Raw genomic sequence first — 17,426 nt, 5'->3', positions numbered from 1 at the left:
GGAAAAGGACATAGTTCTGGTGGTGGTGACCGTTGTTATTCGAAACGTCTCGCATCCGGGCCCGGTTCCCGACCGCCGGAGGCCACCAAAAGTATGACTAGTGACGGCGGGTGACACCCGGTCAGGGGCCCTGCCAGGCACGACAGTTGCTGCTGGGCGAGGGTCTCTGCGCGTAGAACGACGGTGTCGTTATTCAGTCGGAATTGAGGTCCGTCACAGCCGGTACGATGGTGCCCACCTTCTTCCCGTCAAGGGGCCGGTCGTCATCGATCGGGTCGACCGAACCCGGGAAAGGAGGTAGGCCAATGTCGGACACCGACTCGCCCCCGAAGGATGGGGATTCGCCCCCGGAGGACGGGAAGGGCGAGAAGGAGCCCGACAAGAAGCGTCGCTACCGACGACTCGTCGGACTGGGACTGAAGGCGGCCCTCGGGGCCGGGCTTCGCGTCCTGTTCGAGAAGTTCTGGGAGTAACGAAAACGGCCCCGGCTGCGCGAACAGCCGAGACCGCTTCTTGGTCGGACAAGCAAGGTGCCGTGTGCTCGAACCGTGGCTGGGGAGGGCATGCGGCATCTTGTGTTTTCAAGTCGGCGGGAAGCGCGAACCCACGTACGTGAGGCGACTCCAGCTTGCGCGCCTGGCAAGGCGACGGCCTCAAGCATGCGGACTGGCTCGCCCCGTGCCAACCGTATTTTGAGTCTTAACAGTACCGAATCGCCGGTACGACGCCCACCACGCCCGTAATATCACGCGTTTCGCGTAACCTCTATTGATACTAAACAGTACCGGCTGGGGTGGGCGAACAGGAGCTGAGGCGATGGCACGAGGTGTCGAGGGGTTCGACGGAGCGGCACTGCGTGCCGCGCGGCTCGCCGCGCCGTGCCGCGACCACGGCCATGCGCACATGCTCACCGTTTCCTGCCTCGCCCGCCGGGTCGGCACGTCGAAGACGCTCATCCTCGACTACGAGCACGGGCGGAGCAGCCCCTCCCCTCAGCGGCTTGCGGAGCTGGCACGTGCCGTCGGCGTGCCGGCCTTCGATCTGCAGCGCCGGGCCCGGCTGTCCGATCTCCGCGCGGCACGCGGCCTGACCCTCTCCGAACTCGCGGCCATGTTGGGCTTGGCGGTGAACACCTACCGGAGGATCGAGTCGAGCGGTGTGCTGCCCAGGCGCCGCCCGGGGGTCTTTTGGGACCTGGCGACCGCGCTGACCGTGGACCACATGCAACTGCACGAGGCCATCCGGCGGATCCCCGCGGTCCAGGAACGGCGGGAGGCCGCTGATGGCACGCTCCGGGAGGTTCTCGCCCAGGCCCTGGAGCCCGGCCCCTACCAGCCCCTGCAGGACACCTCCTTGCCCGCCCAGGCGCTGGCCGCGACATACGACGTAGCCTCCTCGACGGTGAGCAAAGTGGTCAACATACTGCTCACCGACCTGCGCCAACTTGCCCAGCAGCAGGCGCAGTTGCAAGCGCGCCGAGACTTCACCGCGCATTCCAGGCCAACCCACCTGTACGAGCGCGAGCTGGAGACCATCTCGAACCGGATCGCGGAGGACGTCGAGAGAGTCCCCGACATCCTGGAGCGGTACCTGGTCAACCCCATGTCACAGTCCTGCTGGCATAGCCTGGCCAGGCTCTATCTCGCCGGGCCCCCCGGCTCCGCTCTCCGTTCCACGTCCGGCGACGTCGTCGTTGCCCTGCATAAGGCGTTCAACGACTACCTGATCGAGGTGACCCCCGCAGGGTTCCAGCTCTCGACCCCTGGGGTGCTGTTCTTCCTGGACACACTGCCGTACTACCGAGTCATCTACACGCCTCCGGAACGCGCAATCCGCCCTGACCCGCAGTACTACGGGTGGCCGTCCTTCCGCTCACGAGCGCAGCCCAACCGCCGACACCGGCTCCGCGTAGCCCATGTCCTGGGCCACGACCCACACCCGTACTGGGATGGCGGCTCCTGGATGACGATCCAGGGCGGCTCCCGATCGGGAGATTCGTGGGGGAGCTCTACCCCCTGGTCCGACGAACCGCCGTTCTGAACTAGTCCGTATCGGCTCGGTCTGGGACAACGGCTCGTGGATGACGATCCAGGGCGGCCGGGCCTGGGGGGGCGACCGACCCATGGGTGACGCCCTCCGCTCTCTGGTCCGACGAGCCACCGTTCTGAACCAGCAGTACAGCCCGTTCATTGGTTGCAGGCTCTCGGACGCCCCGACCGCTCTCACTGTTACCGGCATAACTGTGACGCTCTCGGTGCTGCTGGATGACCGAACACTGGGGGAACGGCCGTGAAGGAAGGTCGTTCCCCCAGTTACGGGACTTCAGCCTCGCCCAGTGAAGTCGTCACCATCAGGCGGGTTCCCGGCCTGAGCGCGGACCCTCGCGGCGGCTGCACCCGTGCGCCGGATCCTCTCGGCGCGCGTTAGGGGCTCAAAGGCCTGCCTTATGACCACCTCCTGGCGAGCCGGCGCCTCGGCGCGAGGCACCGTGCGCGTGTGGGTGTCGCTGGGCGGCTCCTTGACGTCGCGAAAAATGGGGACCTCCTCGTCGTCTGGCGTTCGCCGAAGGCCCCACGCTTTGAGTGCATCCCCCAAGCGCAGGAATCTCAGGCGGTAGCCAGAGAGGGTCCCCCCCAACCCGACACAGATGAGACCGACTGTGATGAGCATGCTCATCGCCACGGAATACACGGTCGAGTCGATCTCGGGGCCGGCACCGGGGATGATCTGTTGCCTGCTGAACGCCATGCTCCCGGTGGCCCATGAGATCAGGGCCGTTCCCATGCCGACCAGTGCCACGCGCAACGCTCTGATCGCCCGGTGGGCGTGGACGCCCACTGTCGCCGGTCTCGTCCCCATGACCTGGGCCGCCTCCGCCTGGGTCATGCCCAGTTCCCGTGTCAGCAGCATCGCCCTGCGCTGCTGCAGCGGCAGGTCCGCCAGTGCCTCGTCGATGAAGTGCCGCAGCTCGACGTCCTGTCCGGGCGGGGCCGCCGGCTCGTTCTCCAGCCGCACGTCCGCGTCGAGCGAGGCATAGCCCCTGCCCTCGGCCTGACGGCCTGCCGCCCGCTTGATCTCGTTACCCATACATGTGTAGACGTAGGCGCGCACGTTGCCAATCGGGTCAGTGACAGCCAGCACAGACTTGAGGGCGTTCTGCACGACGTCCTCGGGGTCCGCCGACGATTGCGGTACGTCGCGGGTGCGCAACCGGCTGGCGCGTAGCGGATCATCTGGTCGTACCGCTCCTCGACCAGTTCCGCCAGCGCCTCGGCGTGCCGCGACCGCGGCCTGTCCCGATCAGCCACGTCGCCCCCGCTTCCCCGTCCGGCGCCTCTTCGGCGCCTGCCCGGCCCCGTCCTTCGCACGGATGATCTTGGCCTTGCCTGCTGCGCGGTTACGGAACGCGATGCTCTTCAACACGCTGCTCAGCGGCTTTGCGAAGAGCAGGATCAGGAACACCACGATGCCGATTCCCGTCAGTTCCACCGGACCTCCTCCAGTCTGCGGCCCAGCGCCTCACCCCGAAGCAGCGGCGGCCGTACGCGTGCTGAGAGACATACGGCGGCCAGTTCCTTTACACAGTTCCGAAAAATCTTGTTCGGACGCCCGCGCGCAGGTGTGCCGCTGTTCGGAGAGCCATGTCCAGCCGCGCGGTCTCACCTTGGTCTGGGGGTGACCGAACAGCTCGGGTCCGGGGCGCCCCTCCGGACGGAAGAGGTGCGCGCGTTCGTGCTGCAGCTGGAGACGGAAGCCAACGGGCCGCTGCAATCCAGCGGAAGCGGGAGCGGGTCCGGGAGTGGGCCATCGAGCAGGAGGTCCAGGACGTCACGGTGCCCGACTATCCGCCGGGCGGGGCGATCGGGTAGCGCAGCCCCTCAACTGATCGCGGTACTTCTCGCGCGTACGCGTGCTTAAAAAAGGGGTGCAGAAAGTCCAGAAGCTCGGCCGTCCCCCAGGTCCGGCCCCGTACGCGACAATCGCGGTGCCGACGCGGCGACCAGTCCCGACCCCAGGGAAGCTCCGCCGGCCCGCCGGGACTTCCTGGCGCCGGTGAAGCCTGCGAGTGCTCGGGGCCCTGCCAGTCAGGCGAAGGCACACGGGGGCCGTCCCACCGCTACGCCCGACTCAACCCCTACCTCGTAAGGAGGGGCTCTGCGCGTTCAGTCGGTGTGGTCGAACAGGACACGGATCACGAGGCGTGGCGCTCGCTCTTGCGGTCCTCGAGGAACGCCCGGGCCTGGGCGCGGGCGTGGTCGCTCACCGTCACGCCGGTGGCCTGTCGGACCTCCTCCAGGGCCTGCTGTACGCGCTGCTCACGTTCCTCAGCGGTCAGCTCCCGCTGCACCAGGTCTTCCAGGACGTGGGGGCCGTACTACCGGGACGGCAACGTCCAGCATCTTGCCGAGCAGGTCCTGACGCTTTCCGCGCACTTCGACGACGACGGCACCGTGCCGGTGGTGTTCTTCTCCACCGACATCGACGGCGCCACTGACCTCACGCTGGGCCGGCACCAGGGCCGCATCGAGAAGCTGCATCAGAACCTGGGGCACATGGGCCGCACGAACTATCACTGGGCCATGGACGCGGTCATCGACCACTACCTCGAATCCGGCAGCTGCTCCCCCGCCCTGGTGGTGTTCCAGACGGACGGCGGGCCCACGAGTCGTATCGCGGTCGAGCGCTACCTGTGCAAGGCCGCCCGGCTTCCGCTGTTCTGGCAGTTCGTCGGGTTCGGTGATCCCGACGACAACGAGTTCGCGTTCCTGCGCAAGCTCGACACCCTGGCCGTCCCGGCTACCCGCGTCGTCGACAACGCGGGCTTCTTCCACGCCGGCCGCGGTCCTCAAGCCGTTGACGATCAGCTGCTGTACGACCGGCTGCTGCACGAGTTCCCCACGTGGCTGACCGACGCCCGCGCTGCCGGAGTCATTCCTTGACGCCCCTCGGACGAAGGCCTCCAGACTCTGGCGGATCAGCCGTGTCGAGGGACCGAAGGGACTGGCATCTCGGATGGGTGTAGCCCCACGACCGTGTTGGAGGATGCGACGGAGTGGGCGACGAGGATGAGGTCTGTCCAAGGTGCTCGCGGCCTGATCAACTCTCCGCGGTGTGGCAGCCGCCAGCAGAACCGGATGGTTGGGGGCACTGCGCTGGTGTGGGGGGCAGCCGGCAGTGGGTGACAGTTCGCCCGAGGTGGGGGGACATCTCTGGGGTCTGGTCGGCTGCGGTCGCTTTCGTTGGCTCGGTGAGGGCGTCGCGTTGGGGGGCCTTGGGGTGTGGCGGTGGGCAGGGCAACCTTGTGGGTGGGTGGTGAGTCTTCTGAGCGGTCACGTTGTGATCGGAGCCACGAGGAGAGACATCATCAACGCCATACGCAAGACCCTGACCGCCACCGCCGTCGTCGGTGCCGTCCTCGCGGGTTCCGCCGCCTGTGGAACGGTGGAGCAGCTGTCTGCCGGCAGGAAGCTCGAGCAGGCCTTCGAGAAGCTCGGCGAGAAGAACACGCTCTCCTTCGAGGTCGACCTGAACACCGACGCCGCGTCCTTGAAGGCGCTGGACGCCTCGTCCGACCCCGAACCCGGGGAGGAGATCCCGGACGAGGTTGCCGAGTTGCTCAGCGACGCGAAGATCACCGTGACCGTGCAGTCGAGGAAGCCGCTCGACAAGTCCGGCGAGAAGGACCTCGTCGGCACGGCCGTGAAGGTCGGCACCGCGGACGGCGACCTTGTCGAGTACCGAGTGATCGGCGACTACACCTACCTCCGTGCCGACACGGACGTCCTGGGCAAGACGATGGGCAGCCCCCTGCCGGACGCCGACGAACTGCCCCCGGAGGCCGGGGCGATGAAGGACGTCCTTGAGGGCAAGTGGGTCAAGTTCAACACCGAGGAGATGGACAAGGCCGCCGCCGAGGGTGAGGAAGCCGAGGGTGATCCCGCGCCGTCCCTCGACGCCAAGACGCAGAAGAAGCTCGTCAAGGCCCTGCGTGACGTCATCGCCCGTGAGGTGAAGTTCAAGACGACCGATGACGGGGGCGATACCGAGCACGTCACCGCCACGGCCCCCTTCCGCACGCTGGTCACCGAACTGTTCGGCGAGATCCGCCCCCTGGTGAAGGACCTGCCGATGGGCATGGAGCTGCCGACGGACAAGGACCTGAAGGACGCTCCCAACGCCAAGGTGACAGCCGACTTCACACTCAAGAACGGCGAGCTGGCCCAGGTGGACCTCGACCTCGCCAAGCTGGCCGAGAACGCCAAGGTGAAGAAGCTCGGCCTGACAGTGCGGATGCGCGAGGGGACCAAGCCCACCGCTCCGGCCGGAGCCACGACGCTCGATCTCGCCGACCTCATGAACGGCTTCCTCGGCGGTCCGCCGATGCCCGATGCCGAGTTCGACACGAGCGGTCTCGCCGACGAGGGCGCCCTGTAAAGCCGAGTTCCGATCACGTCACGCGTGAGACGCGGCGGGCCACCCTTTTCCGTCCCCCGCGACGGAAAAGGACCGGCCCCGGCCTCCTGCGCCGGACACCCCGTCAGTACAGCTTGTTGACCGCCGTGGCCATGGCTTCTTGAAGGCCGCCCGAAGCCGCCTGAAACTCTGTGACGCCGTCCAACCGGGGGCCGTGACGGAGGGGCGCAGGCTGTCTTACTGCCGGGCGATGCCTGCTGGATCGATAGCGAAGGGGAACGGCTCATCGACCTTGGTCACAGCACCAGGTAGGGCCGTAGCCTGCTCGATGTAGCGGCCGCCGGAGAGGATCATCATGATCAGCCGGGGGGCGGGGTCGAACTCCAGGCGCCAGAAGTGGGGAATGCCGGCTCGTGCGTACTCCATCGGTTTGACCGTGCGATCCATCGGGGCATTGCCGGGCGAGACCAGTTCGACGACAAGATGCACGGCGTCGGCATCGATGCCGGCAGTGTCGTCGGCGGTGGCGCCTGCATCGGCGACGACGATGTCGGGTACGAAGAGGCCCTCCGCGGTGATCATGTTGACCGCTTCGAGGACCTCGACGGGGGCGCCCGCGGCCCGTACTGCGGCGTCCAAGGCAACGTGGAGTCGGTAGCTCGCCCGCTGGTGACGGAGGCCTGGCGCGGGCGTCTTGACGAGACTTTCCCCCAGCAATTCGTACCGGTAGCGCCGGTCCTCGGGGAGGGCGAGCACCTCGTCCACGGTCCAGGGTCCGGCGTGATCTGCCATGGCGATGCTCATGGGTCCCCCCCCCTCCTCGCTCGGTCGCCTGCCCCAGTGTGGACCGCCGATGCTCCTCCTGTCCTCCCTCCGCCGGCCGTGCGGCGACCTCGTCGGCGAGCTGCTCGATCCGCTCCGCGCGGGCCGGCTTCCCGCTGCGGGCGGGCGGCCCCGCCGGGGCACAGCCGGCTCGTTCCAACTGATGCTCGGATGTACGCGGTCACCGCGGTCACCGCGGTGACCTGGCCATAGAGGGGTTCGGCGCGGGCTCTGCCCGTCGCGGGAGCGGCGCACCCGATCATGCACTGGATCCGTCCGGCGGGGACGGTCTGAGCGCGTCAGCACGGGCACGACGTCGGTCGGCCTGGGGCGTGTACGGGGCCCGCGTGCTGGGCGGTTATCTGTCGGTGTCAGGTGGTGAAGTGGTCGGCCAGGTGCGTAGGAGGGTGTCCAGGGCGTCCAGGATTCGGGTCCAGGTTTCCTGGGGGTCGGGGGTGCTGTGGCTGAAGCCGCCGGCCATTTCCAGGGTGATGTAGCCGTGGAAGGTGCTGCCCAGGAGGCGGACGGCGTGGGTCTGGTCGGATTCGGTCAGGTCGTAGCCGCGCAGGATCGCCCGGGTCATCTGGGCGTGTCTGGCGCCCGCGCTGGCTGCCGCGGCCTCGGGGGTGAGGCGGAGCTGGGCCGCGGCGTAGCGGCCGGGGTGTTCGTGGGCGTAGTCGCGGTAGACGTCGGCCAGGGCCGTCAGGGCGTCCTTGCCTGCTCGGCCCGCCAGGGCTGTGGTGCCTCGGTCTGCCAGTTCCTCCAGGGCGAGGAGGGCGATCCTGGTCTTCAGGTCGTGGGAGTTCTTCACGTGCGAGTACAGACTCGCGACCTTGACGTCGAGGCGGCGGGCCAGCTCCGAGACGGTGACCTGGTCGAAGCCGATCTCGTCGGCCAGGTCGGCGCCGGCTTCGGTGAGGCGTGGTGCGGTCAGTCCTGCGCGCGCCATGGTGGTGCCTTTCAGGTGGCTGTGGGCCAGGTGCGCAGGTGGGCGGCGATCCTCGCGGTGGTGCAGGCGGGGTCACGGAGCAGGTCGCGCAGGGCGATGGCGTCGTCGCGGGTGGGCTTGAGGGGGATGCCGGAGGCTTCCAGGTACATGACGCCGGTGGCGGCGGCGACGGCCATGTTGGAGCGTTCCAGCCAGCGGCAGCGGCCGAGGATGTGGATGAGGGCGGCCGCGCGGGCGTAGGGGCCGTCGTAGACCGGCTGGTCGAGGAGTTCGGCGCGGTGGGCGGCCACGGCGGCGACGGGGATGCCGTAGTCGTCGGGGGCGGGGTCGCGGGCGCCTGCGATCTCGGCGACTTGCAGGATCCAGGGGACGTCGATGTGCAGGTCCATCAGGCGGCGTGGGCTCCTGGAGCGGCGCGGTCGGCGTCCTCGGCCTCGTCGAAGAGGGCCTGGTGTTCGTCGAGGAAGCGGCGGGCGGCGTCGAGGCCGCGGGCGCGTAGGCCGTCGGTGTCCTCGCGGACGAGGGCGGCGATGTAGTCGCCGACGCTCAGGCCGCGGTCCTTGGCTCGAGCCTTGGCGAGTTCGGCGACCTCGTCGTCGACGCGGGCACCGAGTTGCGTCTTTGCCATACAGGGATGGTAACAGGTGTTACCAGGCGAGTGCTTCTTCTCCTTGGAATCTGCCGGGAGCGGGGGTGACACGTTCCCGAACATGCATCTGCTCGGGCTCCGCAAAAGGTCGAGGGGGCACCGGTGTGCCCCCTCGGGCGGTGTTATGCGAGCTTGGTCGCGGAGAGGATCGCCTGGACCGGGATGACGTCCGGGGGAACCTCGGAAGCGTCCTTGGTGATCGCCTGATCCACCTTGAACCCGGCCTGCTCCAGAAGGTTCTGATAGACCGACAGCTTCTGCGGCCCGCCCTGGCCCATGGCGGCGCCGATGAAGAAGGCCGGGAAGAAGTCGACGTTGTAGTTGTCGGTCTCCTTGATGTTCTCCGGGTACACCGGCACCAGGATGTTGATCTGGCCGCCGACCTCCAGCGCGTCGTGGACGCCCTGGAGAATCCTGAGCACGTTGTCCTTGTCGAACATGTCCAGGAAGTGCTTGATCAGGACGACGTCGAACCCCTTGGGGATCTCGTCGAAGACGTTGCCGCCGATGAAGGACAGGTGCTCCTCGAGACCTTCGGCGCGGAAGTTCGCCAGCGCCCTGGGCTCCTTGTCCGGCAGGTCGAAAGTGGTGACCTTCAGGCCCTCGGAGGTCTTGTGCCGGTAGGTGTGGATCGCTCCGAGGCCGGTGTTGCCGGCCACGTCCAGGACCCGGGAGCCGGCCGGGATGTCTATGTGGGCGAAGAACCACGGGTCGATGTTGGCGGTGACCGTGTTCATCAGCTTCAGCCAGGAGTCGTCGAGGTCCTGGTGGTCGGCGACCGCGTCGTACAGGGTGCCCTCGGCGCCGTAGAGCTCCTTCAGGCCGACGACCGTGCCGGTGCGCACCGACTCGGTCAGGTAGAACAGCTGCCGCAGTGCGGTGACCTTGATGAGGTTCATGTAGGCAAGGGCGCGCTTGAGGTCGCTTTCGGCGACGGCTGCCAGCGCGTCCAGGGTGTAGGCGCCGGAGGCCTCGTCGTAGGCGACGAAGCCCTCCTTGACGAGCAGGAACAGCAGTTGTTCCACGGCGTCGGGCTTGGCGCCGACGGCCTCGCCGAGTTCGGCCGCGGTCTGGCCGGGCCGGTCCCGGAGCCGGTCGACGATACCGAGTTCGAAGACGGACACCAGGGTCATGAAGCGCGAGGGCCCCACCATGTATTCGCGGAAACGCGCGAGAACGGCTTGTGACGTCGCTGACGTCGCTCCCCCGAGCGCTTCCGGGGTCGCTGTGGTCTGTGCGGCTTGCGACATGTGTCCTCCAGTGGCAGACGCAGGCCCGTGACGGAGAATTCTGCGACTGCGCTCGCCATGGGGTCGTAATGAGCCATCATCACGCGCCATGGTTCAACAACAGCTGGAGCCGGACCTGATCCGCGAAAACCGAAAAAAGGCTCCCCCTTGGCCGTGGAATTCAACGAGGGGGAGCCCGGGTGAAAAGGCGAGGTCAGGAAGCCGGGACGCCTTCGAAGATCGGGATCCTGCCCTTGTGCCGCGGACGCGGAGGGGCACCATCTCCTGATGGGCGGGAAATTCGTACCAGCGTTGCGCTGCCTCGGGTGCCGGAAATTCGATCACTTCGGTGAAGCACGCCGGCGGGGGTGCGGTGCCGGCGCACGGCCTCCTCGCCTCCAGACCCCAGCCGGTGATGACGCCATCGGCGCACGGTCTCCTCGCCCCCAGAGCCGGTAGCGCGGTGCCGGCCCGGCGACCGTCCAGTGCCACCGGTCCGGCCCCCCGAACAGGGTGTGCGGCGGTGATCTTCCCAGTGTCATAGCAAGGTGCCGGTCCGCGTCCGCAGCGTCCGTGGCAATCGGGCCGCTCGCGCCGCCCGCCATGGCAGGGGTCTGCCATGAAACATCCGGTCGAGCGCACGGTTTCGCCCACGGCCTGCCGGAATGTTGACGTCCGTCTCGCCCGCTCCGCAACCTCGAGAGCTCCGGTCATGCGTACGAATTCCGTGAGAGGAGCGTGAGCGCGATGGATGTCCTGGTGGTCGAGGACGACGACGGGACGGCCGAGGCACTTCAGCAGATGCTGCATCTGCACGGCCACGAGACCCGCCGCAGCGACACCGGTACCGACGCCCTGGCGAGTCTGCCGGGCACCAAGCTCGTCCTGCTCGACCTGAGCCTGCCCGACCTCGCCGGGCACGAGGTGTGCCGGCGCATCCGGGAGAACTCCTGTGTGCCCATCGTCGTGCTCAGCGGCAGCGACCATGAACTCGACCGCGTGACAGCCCTGTACGCCGGGGCCGACGACTTCGTGCCCAAGCCCTTCAGCCGGCATGAACTGCTGGCCCGCATCGAGGCGGTGCTGCGCCGCAGCGCCTGCTGCTGCGGGCGCTCCCCGGAGGGCGCGGCCGCCGACGTCGCGTCGCTGCCCGCGCAGGAGCCCCGCACCCGCCGCCCCCCGCAGGAGCCGGCCGGGGAGCCGGACGCGGCCCAGGACCGGTTACGGGCGGGTCCACTGTGGCTGGACACGCGGACCCGCCGGGTTTTCGTCGACGACGAGGAGATCCGGGTCACCCGGAAGGAGTTCGACCTGCTCGCGATGCTTCTGGAGGAGCCCGGCACGGTCATGCAGCGCGAGGACATCATGGCCCGAGTGTGGGACGTGAACTGGTTCGGCTCCACCCGCACGCTCGATGTCCATGTCGGCTCCCTGCGCGGCAAGCTCGGCAGCACCCGCTGGATCGAGACGGTCCGCGGCGTGGGCTACCGGCTGGCCGTGCCCACGGCCCTGGGCGCCGGGGCGAAGCGATGAGCGGGAGCAGGCAGACGGAAAGCGTCCTGCCGCACGAGGTGGCCGGCCGTCCGGACGACGCGGGGGTACGTCCGTACGGTGCTCAGGACCTCGGCCTCGACGTGGCCGCGAGCCCGTACGGGCTCGCGGCCGCCGCCGCGCACCAGCTGCGCGGGCCGCTGTCGTCGATCCGGCTGCGGCTGCACCTGCTCGCCGAGCGCCGGCCCGAGGTCGGTGAACTCGCGGGTGTGCTGGGCGAGGTGGACCGGCTGGCCACGCTGCTCAACCAGATCCTGGACTGGGGTGCCGCGGGGCGGGAGGCGCCGCCCGAGCCGGTCGAGGTACTCGACGTCGCCGCCGCCCGGGCGGACGCCTGGAGTGTGCTCGCCGGCACCCGGGGCGTCCGCATCGACGTCACCGGGACCGCGGCGACGGCCCTTCAGAGGCACGGCGCGCTGGAACACGCCCTGGACGTCCTGCTCGACAACGCGGTGCGGGCGAGCCCGCCGGGCACCGCCGTCACCTGTGCCGTGCACGTCGACGGGGCGCGGGTGCGCGTCGACGTCACGGACCAGGGGCCCGGCATGACGGACGCGGAACTCGCCGTCGCCGGGCGCCCGTTCTGGCGCGGGGCGGCGGGCGCCGGACATGAGGGCAGCGGGCTGGGACTGTCGATCGCCCTGTCCCTGCTGCGGGCCTCCGGCGGCCGACTGGACCTCGGCCGTGCCGCCTCGGGGGGCCTGACCGCCACCGCCGTGCTCCCGCTGGCCCCCGACTGACACCCCCTGCCCACAACTCACCTACCCGTCAAGGAAGTTGCCCCCCACGCGCCGGACTGCGGCGCCGACCCCCTGGAGCCCCCGCATGGCCATCGAGGTCCTCCTCGCCCACCCCCACCCCTCCACCCGGGACGCCCTCTGCGAGGCGCTCGCGGCGGAGGCCGACATCGGGGTCGTGGGCGAGTGCGGTGACGGCAGGCGGGCGCTGGAGCTGGCCGAGCGGCTGCTGCCAGGCATCCTGGTGGCGGGGCTGCGGCTGCCGGGGCTGGACACCGCACAGCTGACCCGCCGGCTCGTCGGCCGCCGCGGCGTACACGGCGGCGTGCACGGCGGTGGCCACGGCAGCGTCCACGGCGTCCGCTCCGTCCGGGTGGTCGTCCTCGCCGACGCCGCCTCCACCGGGCTCGCCTTCGAGGCGCTCCGAGCGGGCGCGCGCGGAGTGCTGCTCCAGGACACCGACATCGGCGAACTGCCGCGCGCCCTGCGGCTGGTCGCCGGTGGCGGTGCCGTGGTCTCACCGCGGCTGACCCTGCCGCTGATCGACGCCTGCCTGCGCGGCCCCGACGTCCTCGAGACACCCTCGCTGGACCATCTCACCGCACGCGAACGCCAGGTGCTCTCCCTGGTCGGCACCGGCCTGTCCACCCAGGAGATCGCCGACCGCCTCGTCGTCGCCGAGGTCACGGCCAAGACCCACGTACGGCGCACCATGGCCAAACTCGGCGCCCGCAACCGGACCCAGCTCGTCGCCATCGCCTACGAGAGCGGCATGCTCAGACCGCGTACGCGCACATAGGCCGCCGGGAACCCGCTGGGCCCGCGACGCCCCGGACGCCGGTGTCTCGGATCGCGTACGCGCACATAGCCCCCGGAAACCCGCCGCTCCCGCCACCCCGACGCCGGTGTCACAAACCGCGTACGCACACACAGGCCCCCGGAAACCCGCCGCGCCCGCCACAGCCCCCGACGCCGGTGTCTCCGCCCGGTCTTGAGCCACGTTCGAGCCTGTCCAGCGATGCTCGAAGCACGGCCCGGCGCGCGGGGACGGGGGAGGCTTCCCGCGCGGGCCGGCGCGCACGGCGTGGGAGGTCCTGAAACCGGCGAGGCACGAGGCCGGGCGGCTGTACGGGGGCACGTATGTCAACGGATCTGTGGACGTACCGACCGGCGGCCGCCCTGGTGGGCCGGGAGTTCGACCTGATCGCGATCCAGGGCAGGCTCCAGGACCCCGCCGTGCGGCTGGTCACCCTGACCGGACCCGGTGGGGTGGGCAAGAGCCGGCTGGCGACCGAGGCCGCCGCCGGGGTCGCCGGGCTGTTCCCCGGCGGCATCCACAGCTTCGACCTGCCGTCCTGCGTGGACGTGGAGTCGGTCCTTAAGAGCGTCGACAAGACCGTACGGGACGTCACCGAACGCACCCTGCTGCTGCTCGACGGCGTCGAGCACGTCGCGGCCGAGCTGGCACCGGCGCTCGCCCGGCATCTGGCCGCCACTCCCCTGCTCACCCTTCTGGCCACCGGCCAGGAGATCCTGCGGATCCACGGCGAGTGCGTGCTGCCCGTACCGCCGCTGCCGCCGCCGGGCGCCCTGGCGGAGCCCGACGTCGCCGAGGTCCAGGACAATCCGGCCGTCGAGCTGTTCGTGCACTGCGCGCAGCGCGCCAACCCCGCCTTCGCGCTCACCCCCGAGAACGTCGGGGCGGTCGTGGAGATCTGCAACCTGCTGGAGGGCGTCCCGCTGGTCCTGGAGCTCGCCGCGCGCCGACTGCGGCTGTATCCACCGCAGGAACTGCTCGCCTGGCTACGGCGGGGCGGCGACAGCCACCTGCCCGGACCCGTCGACCTGCCCGAACGGCAGCGCTCCACGCTCGCGATCGCCGAGTGGAGTTGCCGCGGCCTGAGCGGACCGCAGCGCCGGCTGCTGGCCCGGCTCGCCCTGTTCCCGGGGGGCGTCACCCTCGCCCTCGCCGAGAAGGTCTCCCCCCTGGGGCCGGCCGACACCGCCGTGGCACTGGAGACCATGCTCGACCGCGGCCTGCTCGCCCTGGCCGAACAGCCGCGCGCCGACAGCCGGTTGACGATGCCGCGCACCGTGCGCGCCTACGGTCTCGCCCTCCTCGACGAGGCCGGTGAGGAGGAGGCGGCGGCCGCCCGGCGGGCGCAGGCCCGCTGCTACCAGCGGCTGCTGCCCGCCCTGGAGGGCCGCTTGAAGGGCTCCGAGCAGCAGCACTGGCTGCGGGTCGCGGTCGCCGAGCACGACAACGTCCTCGCCGCGTTGCGCCACCTGGAGCAGGACGAGGGCGCCTGCGAGGACGACGACGCCCGGGCCGCGGCCCTGCTGGAGCGGGCCGCACTCGTCGGGGCCTGCCTCCAACCCTGGCTGGTGCGCGGCGAGTTGAAGGAGGGGCTGCGCTGGTTCGACGCCACCGGGCAGGCCCTGAAGGAGGCCGGGCGGGGCGAGCGGGCCAAGGACGAGGAGTGGCTGCGCGCCCGGGCCCGGCTGTACTCCGGCGCCGGTGTGCTCGCCGCGGCCCTCGGCGACCACGACGGGGCGGCCCACCGCCACCGCCGCGCCGTCGCCCTGTACAAGCGGCTGCGGGACGCGCCGGGCGCCGCCCTGCCCTCCGCCCGCCTCGGACACGCGCTGTTCCGGTGCGGTGAGCGGCCCGAGGGCCAGTCCCTGCTGGCCGCCTCGCTGGCCACCCTCGACGCCCACGGCGACACCGCCGGCTCCGCCGAGGCGGCCGCCGCGCTCGCCGAGGTGCTGCTCGCGGCCGGCGAGACCCGGCAGGCGCGGGCTCTGCTGGAGCGGGTCGGCCGCGTCCAGCGGCAGAACGGCGCCGTCCGCGACCTGGCCCGCACCGTCCACCTCGGTGCCCGGCTGCGCCTGTACGAGGGCGACGACGGCGGCGCCCGGTCGGCGCTGAAGGAGAGCATCGAGCTGTACGAGTCGATCGGCGAGCGCACCGAACTGCCCGCCGTCCTGGAGATGTTCGCCCTGCTCATCCTGGCGCAGGCCGGTCAGCCGCAGCGCGCCGCCCGGCTGCTGGCGGCGGCCGGCGCGCTGCGCCGCGCCACCGGTGCGGGGATCGCGTCGGAGTGCCGGGACCGGCTGCTGGAGGCCGTCGAGGAACTGCGCCGCCGGCTCGGCGGGGCGGTCTTCGCCACCGTGTGGGCCGAGGGCGTGCGGCTGCGCCCGGAGGCGATGGCCGCCGAGGCGCGCGCCGCGGCCGAGCCGGGCGGGAGCGACGACGGCGCGGAGAGTGTCGCGCTCACCCCGCGCCAGTTGCAGGTGGCGCTGCTGGTCGCCGACGGCATGACGAACCGGCAGATCGCCCAGCACCTGGGCATCGCCGAGTGGACGGTGGTCAACCACGTCCGCAACGTGATGCGGAAGCTGGGCTGCGCCTCCCGGGTCCAGGTCGCGTGGGCCGTGGGCAGGAGCCGGTGATGGCGGCGCCCAACGACACTCCGCTCACCCCGCTCACCCCGCTCACCCCGCTCGCGCCGCTCCTTGGGGACCTGCGTCCGCCGCAGGAGGTCACGCGGGACTTCGTACGGCGTGGCTGGTGGCGCACCGAGACCGTGCTGCACGACGTGTACCGGGGGGCGGCCCGGCATCCGCACCGCACCGCGCTCGTCTCCCACCAGGCCGGCCGTCCCGCCGCGAGCCGGGTGATACGGCTGACGTACGCCCAGCTCGCCGCGTTCACCGGCCGGTTCGCGCACGCCCTGGAGGCGCTCGGGGTGCGCCCCGGTGACCCGGTCGCCTTCCAGCTGCCCAACCGCTGGGAGTCGGTGGCGCTGCTGCTGGCGTGTCTGCGCTCGGGCGCGGTGGCCGTGCCGGTGATGCCGGGGTACGGCGCCCGGGATCTGGAGGCGGTGCTGAGGGCGGTCGAGGCGCGGCTGTGCGTCGTGCCGGACCGGTGGGAGGGCACCGCGCCGGGCCGTGTCCTCGCCGGTCTCGCGCCCCGGCTGCCGTGGCTGCGGCACCGGGTGGTGCTGGGTGACACGGTGGACGCCGGTGCCGTCGACTTCCATCGGCACTTCGTTGCCACCCCGCACGAGCGGTACCGGTCCGCCGGGTGGCTCAGGGTGCCGGCGCGGCCCGCGGACCGGCTCGCCGTGGCGGTGACCTCGCTCGGTCTGGGGGCCGCGCACAGCATGGCCCTGCACACCCCCAACTCGCTGCACGCCGGCCTGCCGCCGGTGTCACGGCCGGACGCGGCGGCGTTCTCGGCGCTGCCGCTGGCGTCGCTGCCGGCGCTGCTGCACACGGTGATCGGCCCGCTCACGCACGGGGGGACGGTGGTCCTCCAGGACGTGTGGGACGCGGAGAGCGCGCTGGAGCTGCTGGCCGCGGCACGGGTGCGGCAGGTGCACGCGACGCCCGCGCAGTGGGCGGAGCTCGCCGCCGCGCGGCAGCGCCGGCCGGGCGAGGCCGTCGAGCTGCACGACGCCTTCACCTCCGATCCGGCCGGCACCTCGGCCGCGCTCGGCCGGCGGGTCCACGCGGCCCTCGGGGTGTCGCCGCGGGCCCTGCCGCGCGCCGCCGCCCACACCGGGCGGGACGGGCCCGCGCAGGGCGGGCCGTACCGGTGGTGGCCGCGCGGGCCCGCCTCGCCGCTCGCGGTGTGGCGGCGTACCGGCGGGGTCGGTCTGACCTGGGGCGAGGACGGCACGCGCGGGGCCGGGCAGGCGGTGGACCTCGTGGACCTCGACGAGTGGGGGCATCCGCGGCTGCGCACCGAGGAGGTCGGCGGGATGTTCCTGGTCCCGGTCACCGAGCTCGAGGCGCTGCTGCTGGGCCACCCGCGGGTGGCCGAGGCCGCGGTGGTGGCCCGCGCCGACCCCCTGCACGGCGAACTGCCCTGCGCGGTCGTGGTCCCCGACGGCGCCCCGCCCAGCCTCCTGGAGCTGCGCGGCCATCTGTCCGACCGGGGTGTGCCGCCCGCCCACCTCCCCGCCGACCTGGTCCTGCTGGGCGCCCTGCCCCGCACGGACGCCGGCGACCTGCGCCGCCGCCACCTCCAGGACACCGTCGCCCGGCGCCCGCCCCGGGCGGCGTGAGGG

Annotated in this window: 16 protein-coding genes and 1 pseudogene; 9 read left to right on the top strand and 8 right to left on the bottom strand. The window is 70.9% G+C overall.

All coding sequences use genetic code 11. The features are described 5' to 3' along the window. The first annotated feature begins 305 nt into the window (after window positions 1-305). Window positions 306-473: a hypothetical protein gene (locus ACH41F_RS35425; RefSeq protein WP_398839101.1), complete on the top strand. Its 168-nt coding sequence runs from the start codon at window positions 306-308 to the stop codon at window positions 471-473. A 343-nt stretch (window positions 474-816) separates the two neighbouring features. After that, window positions 817-2,040, top strand: a complete 1,224-nt coding sequence (locus ACH41F_RS35420; RefSeq protein ID WP_398839099.1) for a helix-turn-helix transcriptional regulator — start codon at window positions 817-819, stop codon at window positions 2,038-2,040. 282 nt (window positions 2,041-2,322) lie between these two features. Here the strand turns inward: ACH41F_RS35420 and ACH41F_RS35415 are convergent, their stop codons facing one another. The 3 genes from ACH41F_RS35415 to ACH41F_RS35405 form a co-directional block, all read right to left on the bottom strand. Further along, window positions 2,323-3,210 (bottom strand): sigma-70 family RNA polymerase sigma factor, encoded by an 888-nt coding sequence (locus tag ACH41F_RS35415; protein ID WP_398839098.1) that lies wholly within the window; start codon window positions 3,208-3,210, stop codon window positions 2,323-2,325. A 90-nt stretch (window positions 3,211-3,300) separates the two neighbouring features. After that, window positions 3,301-3,489 (bottom strand): hypothetical protein, encoded by a 189-nt coding sequence (locus ACH41F_RS35410; protein WP_398839096.1) that lies wholly within the window; start codon window positions 3,487-3,489, stop codon window positions 3,301-3,303. Between the two features lie 703 nt (window positions 3,490-4,192). Continuing rightward, window positions 4,193-4,348, bottom strand: a complete 156-nt coding sequence (locus ACH41F_RS35405) for a hypothetical protein (protein WP_398839265.1) — start codon at window positions 4,346-4,348, stop codon at window positions 4,193-4,195. A 22-nt stretch (window positions 4,349-4,370) separates the two neighbouring features. Between ACH41F_RS35405 and ACH41F_RS35400 the strand changes: the two are divergent. Continuing rightward, window positions 4,371-4,940 (top strand): annotated as a pseudogene (locus ACH41F_RS35400) (VWA domain-containing protein); the annotation flags it as partial. 502 nt (window positions 4,941-5,442) lie between these two features. Next, window positions 5,443-6,435, top strand: a complete 993-nt coding sequence (locus ACH41F_RS35395) for a hypothetical protein (protein WP_398839255.1) — start codon at window positions 5,443-5,445, stop codon at window positions 6,433-6,435. A gap of 216 nt (window positions 6,436-6,651) precedes the next feature. Here the strand turns inward: ACH41F_RS35395 and ACH41F_RS35390 are convergent, their stop codons facing one another. The 5 genes from ACH41F_RS35390 to ACH41F_RS35370 all read right to left on the bottom strand — a co-directional run bounded on the left by ACH41F_RS35390 (window position 6,652) and on the right by ACH41F_RS35370 (window position 9,967). Beyond that, the gene (locus ACH41F_RS35390; protein ID WP_398839095.1) at window positions 6,652-7,218 is read right to left on the bottom strand and encodes a Uma2 family endonuclease; all 567 of its coding nucleotides are present in this window, start codon (window positions 7,216-7,218) and stop codon (window positions 6,652-6,654) included. Window positions 7,219-7,594: 376 nt separating this feature from the next. After that, on the bottom strand, window positions 7,595-8,185 hold the full coding sequence (locus tag ACH41F_RS35385) for a TetR/AcrR family transcriptional regulator (RefSeq protein ID WP_398839094.1): 591 nt from the start codon (window positions 8,183-8,185) through the stop codon (window positions 7,595-7,597). Between the two features lie 11 nt (window positions 8,186-8,196). Next, window positions 8,197-8,574 (bottom strand): fic family toxin-antitoxin system, toxin component, encoded by a 378-nt coding sequence (locus ACH41F_RS35380; protein ID WP_398839092.1) that lies wholly within the window; start codon window positions 8,572-8,574, stop codon window positions 8,197-8,199. Continuing rightward, window positions 8,574-8,813 carry a hypothetical protein gene (locus tag ACH41F_RS35375; protein ID WP_079307222.1) on the bottom strand — a complete coding sequence of 80 codons (240 nt, stop codon included), beginning with the start codon at window positions 8,811-8,813 and terminating at the stop codon, window positions 8,574-8,576. The genes ACH41F_RS35380 and ACH41F_RS35375 overlap by 1 nt, the downstream gene beginning before the upstream one ends. Before the next feature lie 143 nt (window positions 8,814-8,956). Further along, a complete protein-coding gene (locus ACH41F_RS35370) occupies window positions 8,957-9,967 on the bottom strand; it encodes a methyltransferase (RefSeq protein ID WP_398839089.1) in 1,011 nt (336 codons plus the stop codon). Between the two features lie 843 nt (window positions 9,968-10,810). On the opposite strand from ACH41F_RS35370, the gene ACH41F_RS35365 reads away from it, so the two are divergent. The 5 genes from ACH41F_RS35365 to ACH41F_RS35345 all read left to right on the top strand — a co-directional run bounded on the left by ACH41F_RS35365 (window position 10,811) and on the right by ACH41F_RS35345 (window position 17,423). Beyond that, on the top strand, window positions 10,811-11,596 hold the full coding sequence (locus tag ACH41F_RS35365) for a response regulator transcription factor (protein WP_398839253.1): 786 nt from the start codon (window positions 10,811-10,813) through the stop codon (window positions 11,594-11,596). Continuing rightward, window positions 11,593-12,354 carry a sensor histidine kinase gene (locus ACH41F_RS35360; protein WP_398839087.1) on the top strand — a complete coding sequence of 254 codons (762 nt, stop codon included), beginning with the start codon at window positions 11,593-11,595 and terminating at the stop codon, window positions 12,352-12,354. The genes ACH41F_RS35365 and ACH41F_RS35360 overlap by 4 nt, the downstream gene beginning before the upstream one ends. 85 nt (window positions 12,355-12,439) lie before the next feature. Next, window positions 12,440-13,150 carry a LuxR C-terminal-related transcriptional regulator gene (locus ACH41F_RS35355; protein WP_398839086.1) on the top strand — a complete coding sequence of 237 codons (711 nt, stop codon included), beginning with the start codon at window positions 12,440-12,442 and terminating at the stop codon, window positions 13,148-13,150. Window positions 13,151-13,491: 341 nt separating this feature from the next. After that, the gene (locus ACH41F_RS35350) at window positions 13,492-15,804 is read left to right on the top strand and encodes an ATP-binding protein (RefSeq protein ID WP_398839084.1); all 2,313 of its coding nucleotides are present in this window, start codon (window positions 13,492-13,494) and stop codon (window positions 15,802-15,804) included. Then, the gene (locus ACH41F_RS35345; RefSeq protein WP_398839082.1) at window positions 15,804-17,423 is read left to right on the top strand and encodes an AMP-binding protein; all 1,620 of its coding nucleotides are present in this window, start codon (window positions 15,804-15,806) and stop codon (window positions 17,421-17,423) included. Before ACH41F_RS35350 ends, ACH41F_RS35345 begins: the two co-directional genes overlap by 1 nt. Window positions 17,424-17,426 lie beyond the last annotated feature (3 nt).

Origin of the sequence: Streptomyces sp. NPDC020489 (assembly GCF_044386545.1) — a bacterium.
Taxonomy (GTDB): domain Bacteria; phylum Actinomycetota; class Actinomycetes; order Streptomycetales; family Streptomycetaceae; genus Streptomyces.
This window is presented reverse-complemented; position numbering and strand designations above follow the sequence as displayed.

Bases quoted from the DNA above. Each gene is read 5' to 3' on its own strand.
- ACH41F_RS35360 (WP_398839087.1), top strand. From the start codon at position 11,593: ATGAGCGGGAGCAGGCAGACGGAAAGCGTCCTGCCGCACGAGGTGGCC.
- ACH41F_RS35385 (WP_398839094.1), bottom strand. From the start codon at position 8,185: ATGGCGCGCGCAGGACTGACCGCACCACGCCTCACCGAAGCCGGCGCC.
- ACH41F_RS35370 (WP_398839089.1), bottom strand. From the start codon at position 9,967: ATGACCCTGGTGTCCGTCTTCGAACTCGGTATCGTCGACCGGCTCCGG.
- ACH41F_RS35355 (WP_398839086.1), top strand. From the start codon at position 12,440: ATGGCCATCGAGGTCCTCCTCGCCCACCCCCACCCCTCCACCCGGGAC.
- ACH41F_RS35380 (WP_398839092.1), bottom strand. From the start codon at position 8,574: ATGGACCTGCACATCGACGTCCCCTGGATCCTGCAAGTCGCCGAGATC.
- ACH41F_RS35350 (WP_398839084.1), top strand. From the start codon at position 13,492: ATGTCAACGGATCTGTGGACGTACCGACCGGCGGCCGCCCTGGTGGGC.
- ACH41F_RS35375 (WP_079307222.1), bottom strand. From the start codon at position 8,813: ATGGCAAAGACGCAACTCGGTGCCCGCGTCGACGACGAGGTCGCCGAA.
- ACH41F_RS35365 (WP_398839253.1), top strand. From the start codon at position 10,811: ATGGATGTCCTGGTGGTCGAGGACGACGACGGGACGGCCGAGGCACTT.
- ACH41F_RS35420 (WP_398839099.1), top strand. From the start codon at position 817: ATGGCACGAGGTGTCGAGGGGTTCGACGGAGCGGCACTGCGTGCCGCG.
- ACH41F_RS35390 (WP_398839095.1), bottom strand. From the start codon at position 7,218: ATGAGCATCGCCATGGCAGATCACGCCGGACCCTGGACCGTGGACGAG.
- ACH41F_RS35425 (WP_398839101.1), top strand. From the start codon at position 306: ATGTCGGACACCGACTCGCCCCCGAAGGATGGGGATTCGCCCCCGGAG.
- ACH41F_RS35345 (WP_398839082.1), top strand. From the start codon at position 15,804: ATGGCGGCGCCCAACGACACTCCGCTCACCCCGCTCACCCCGCTCACC.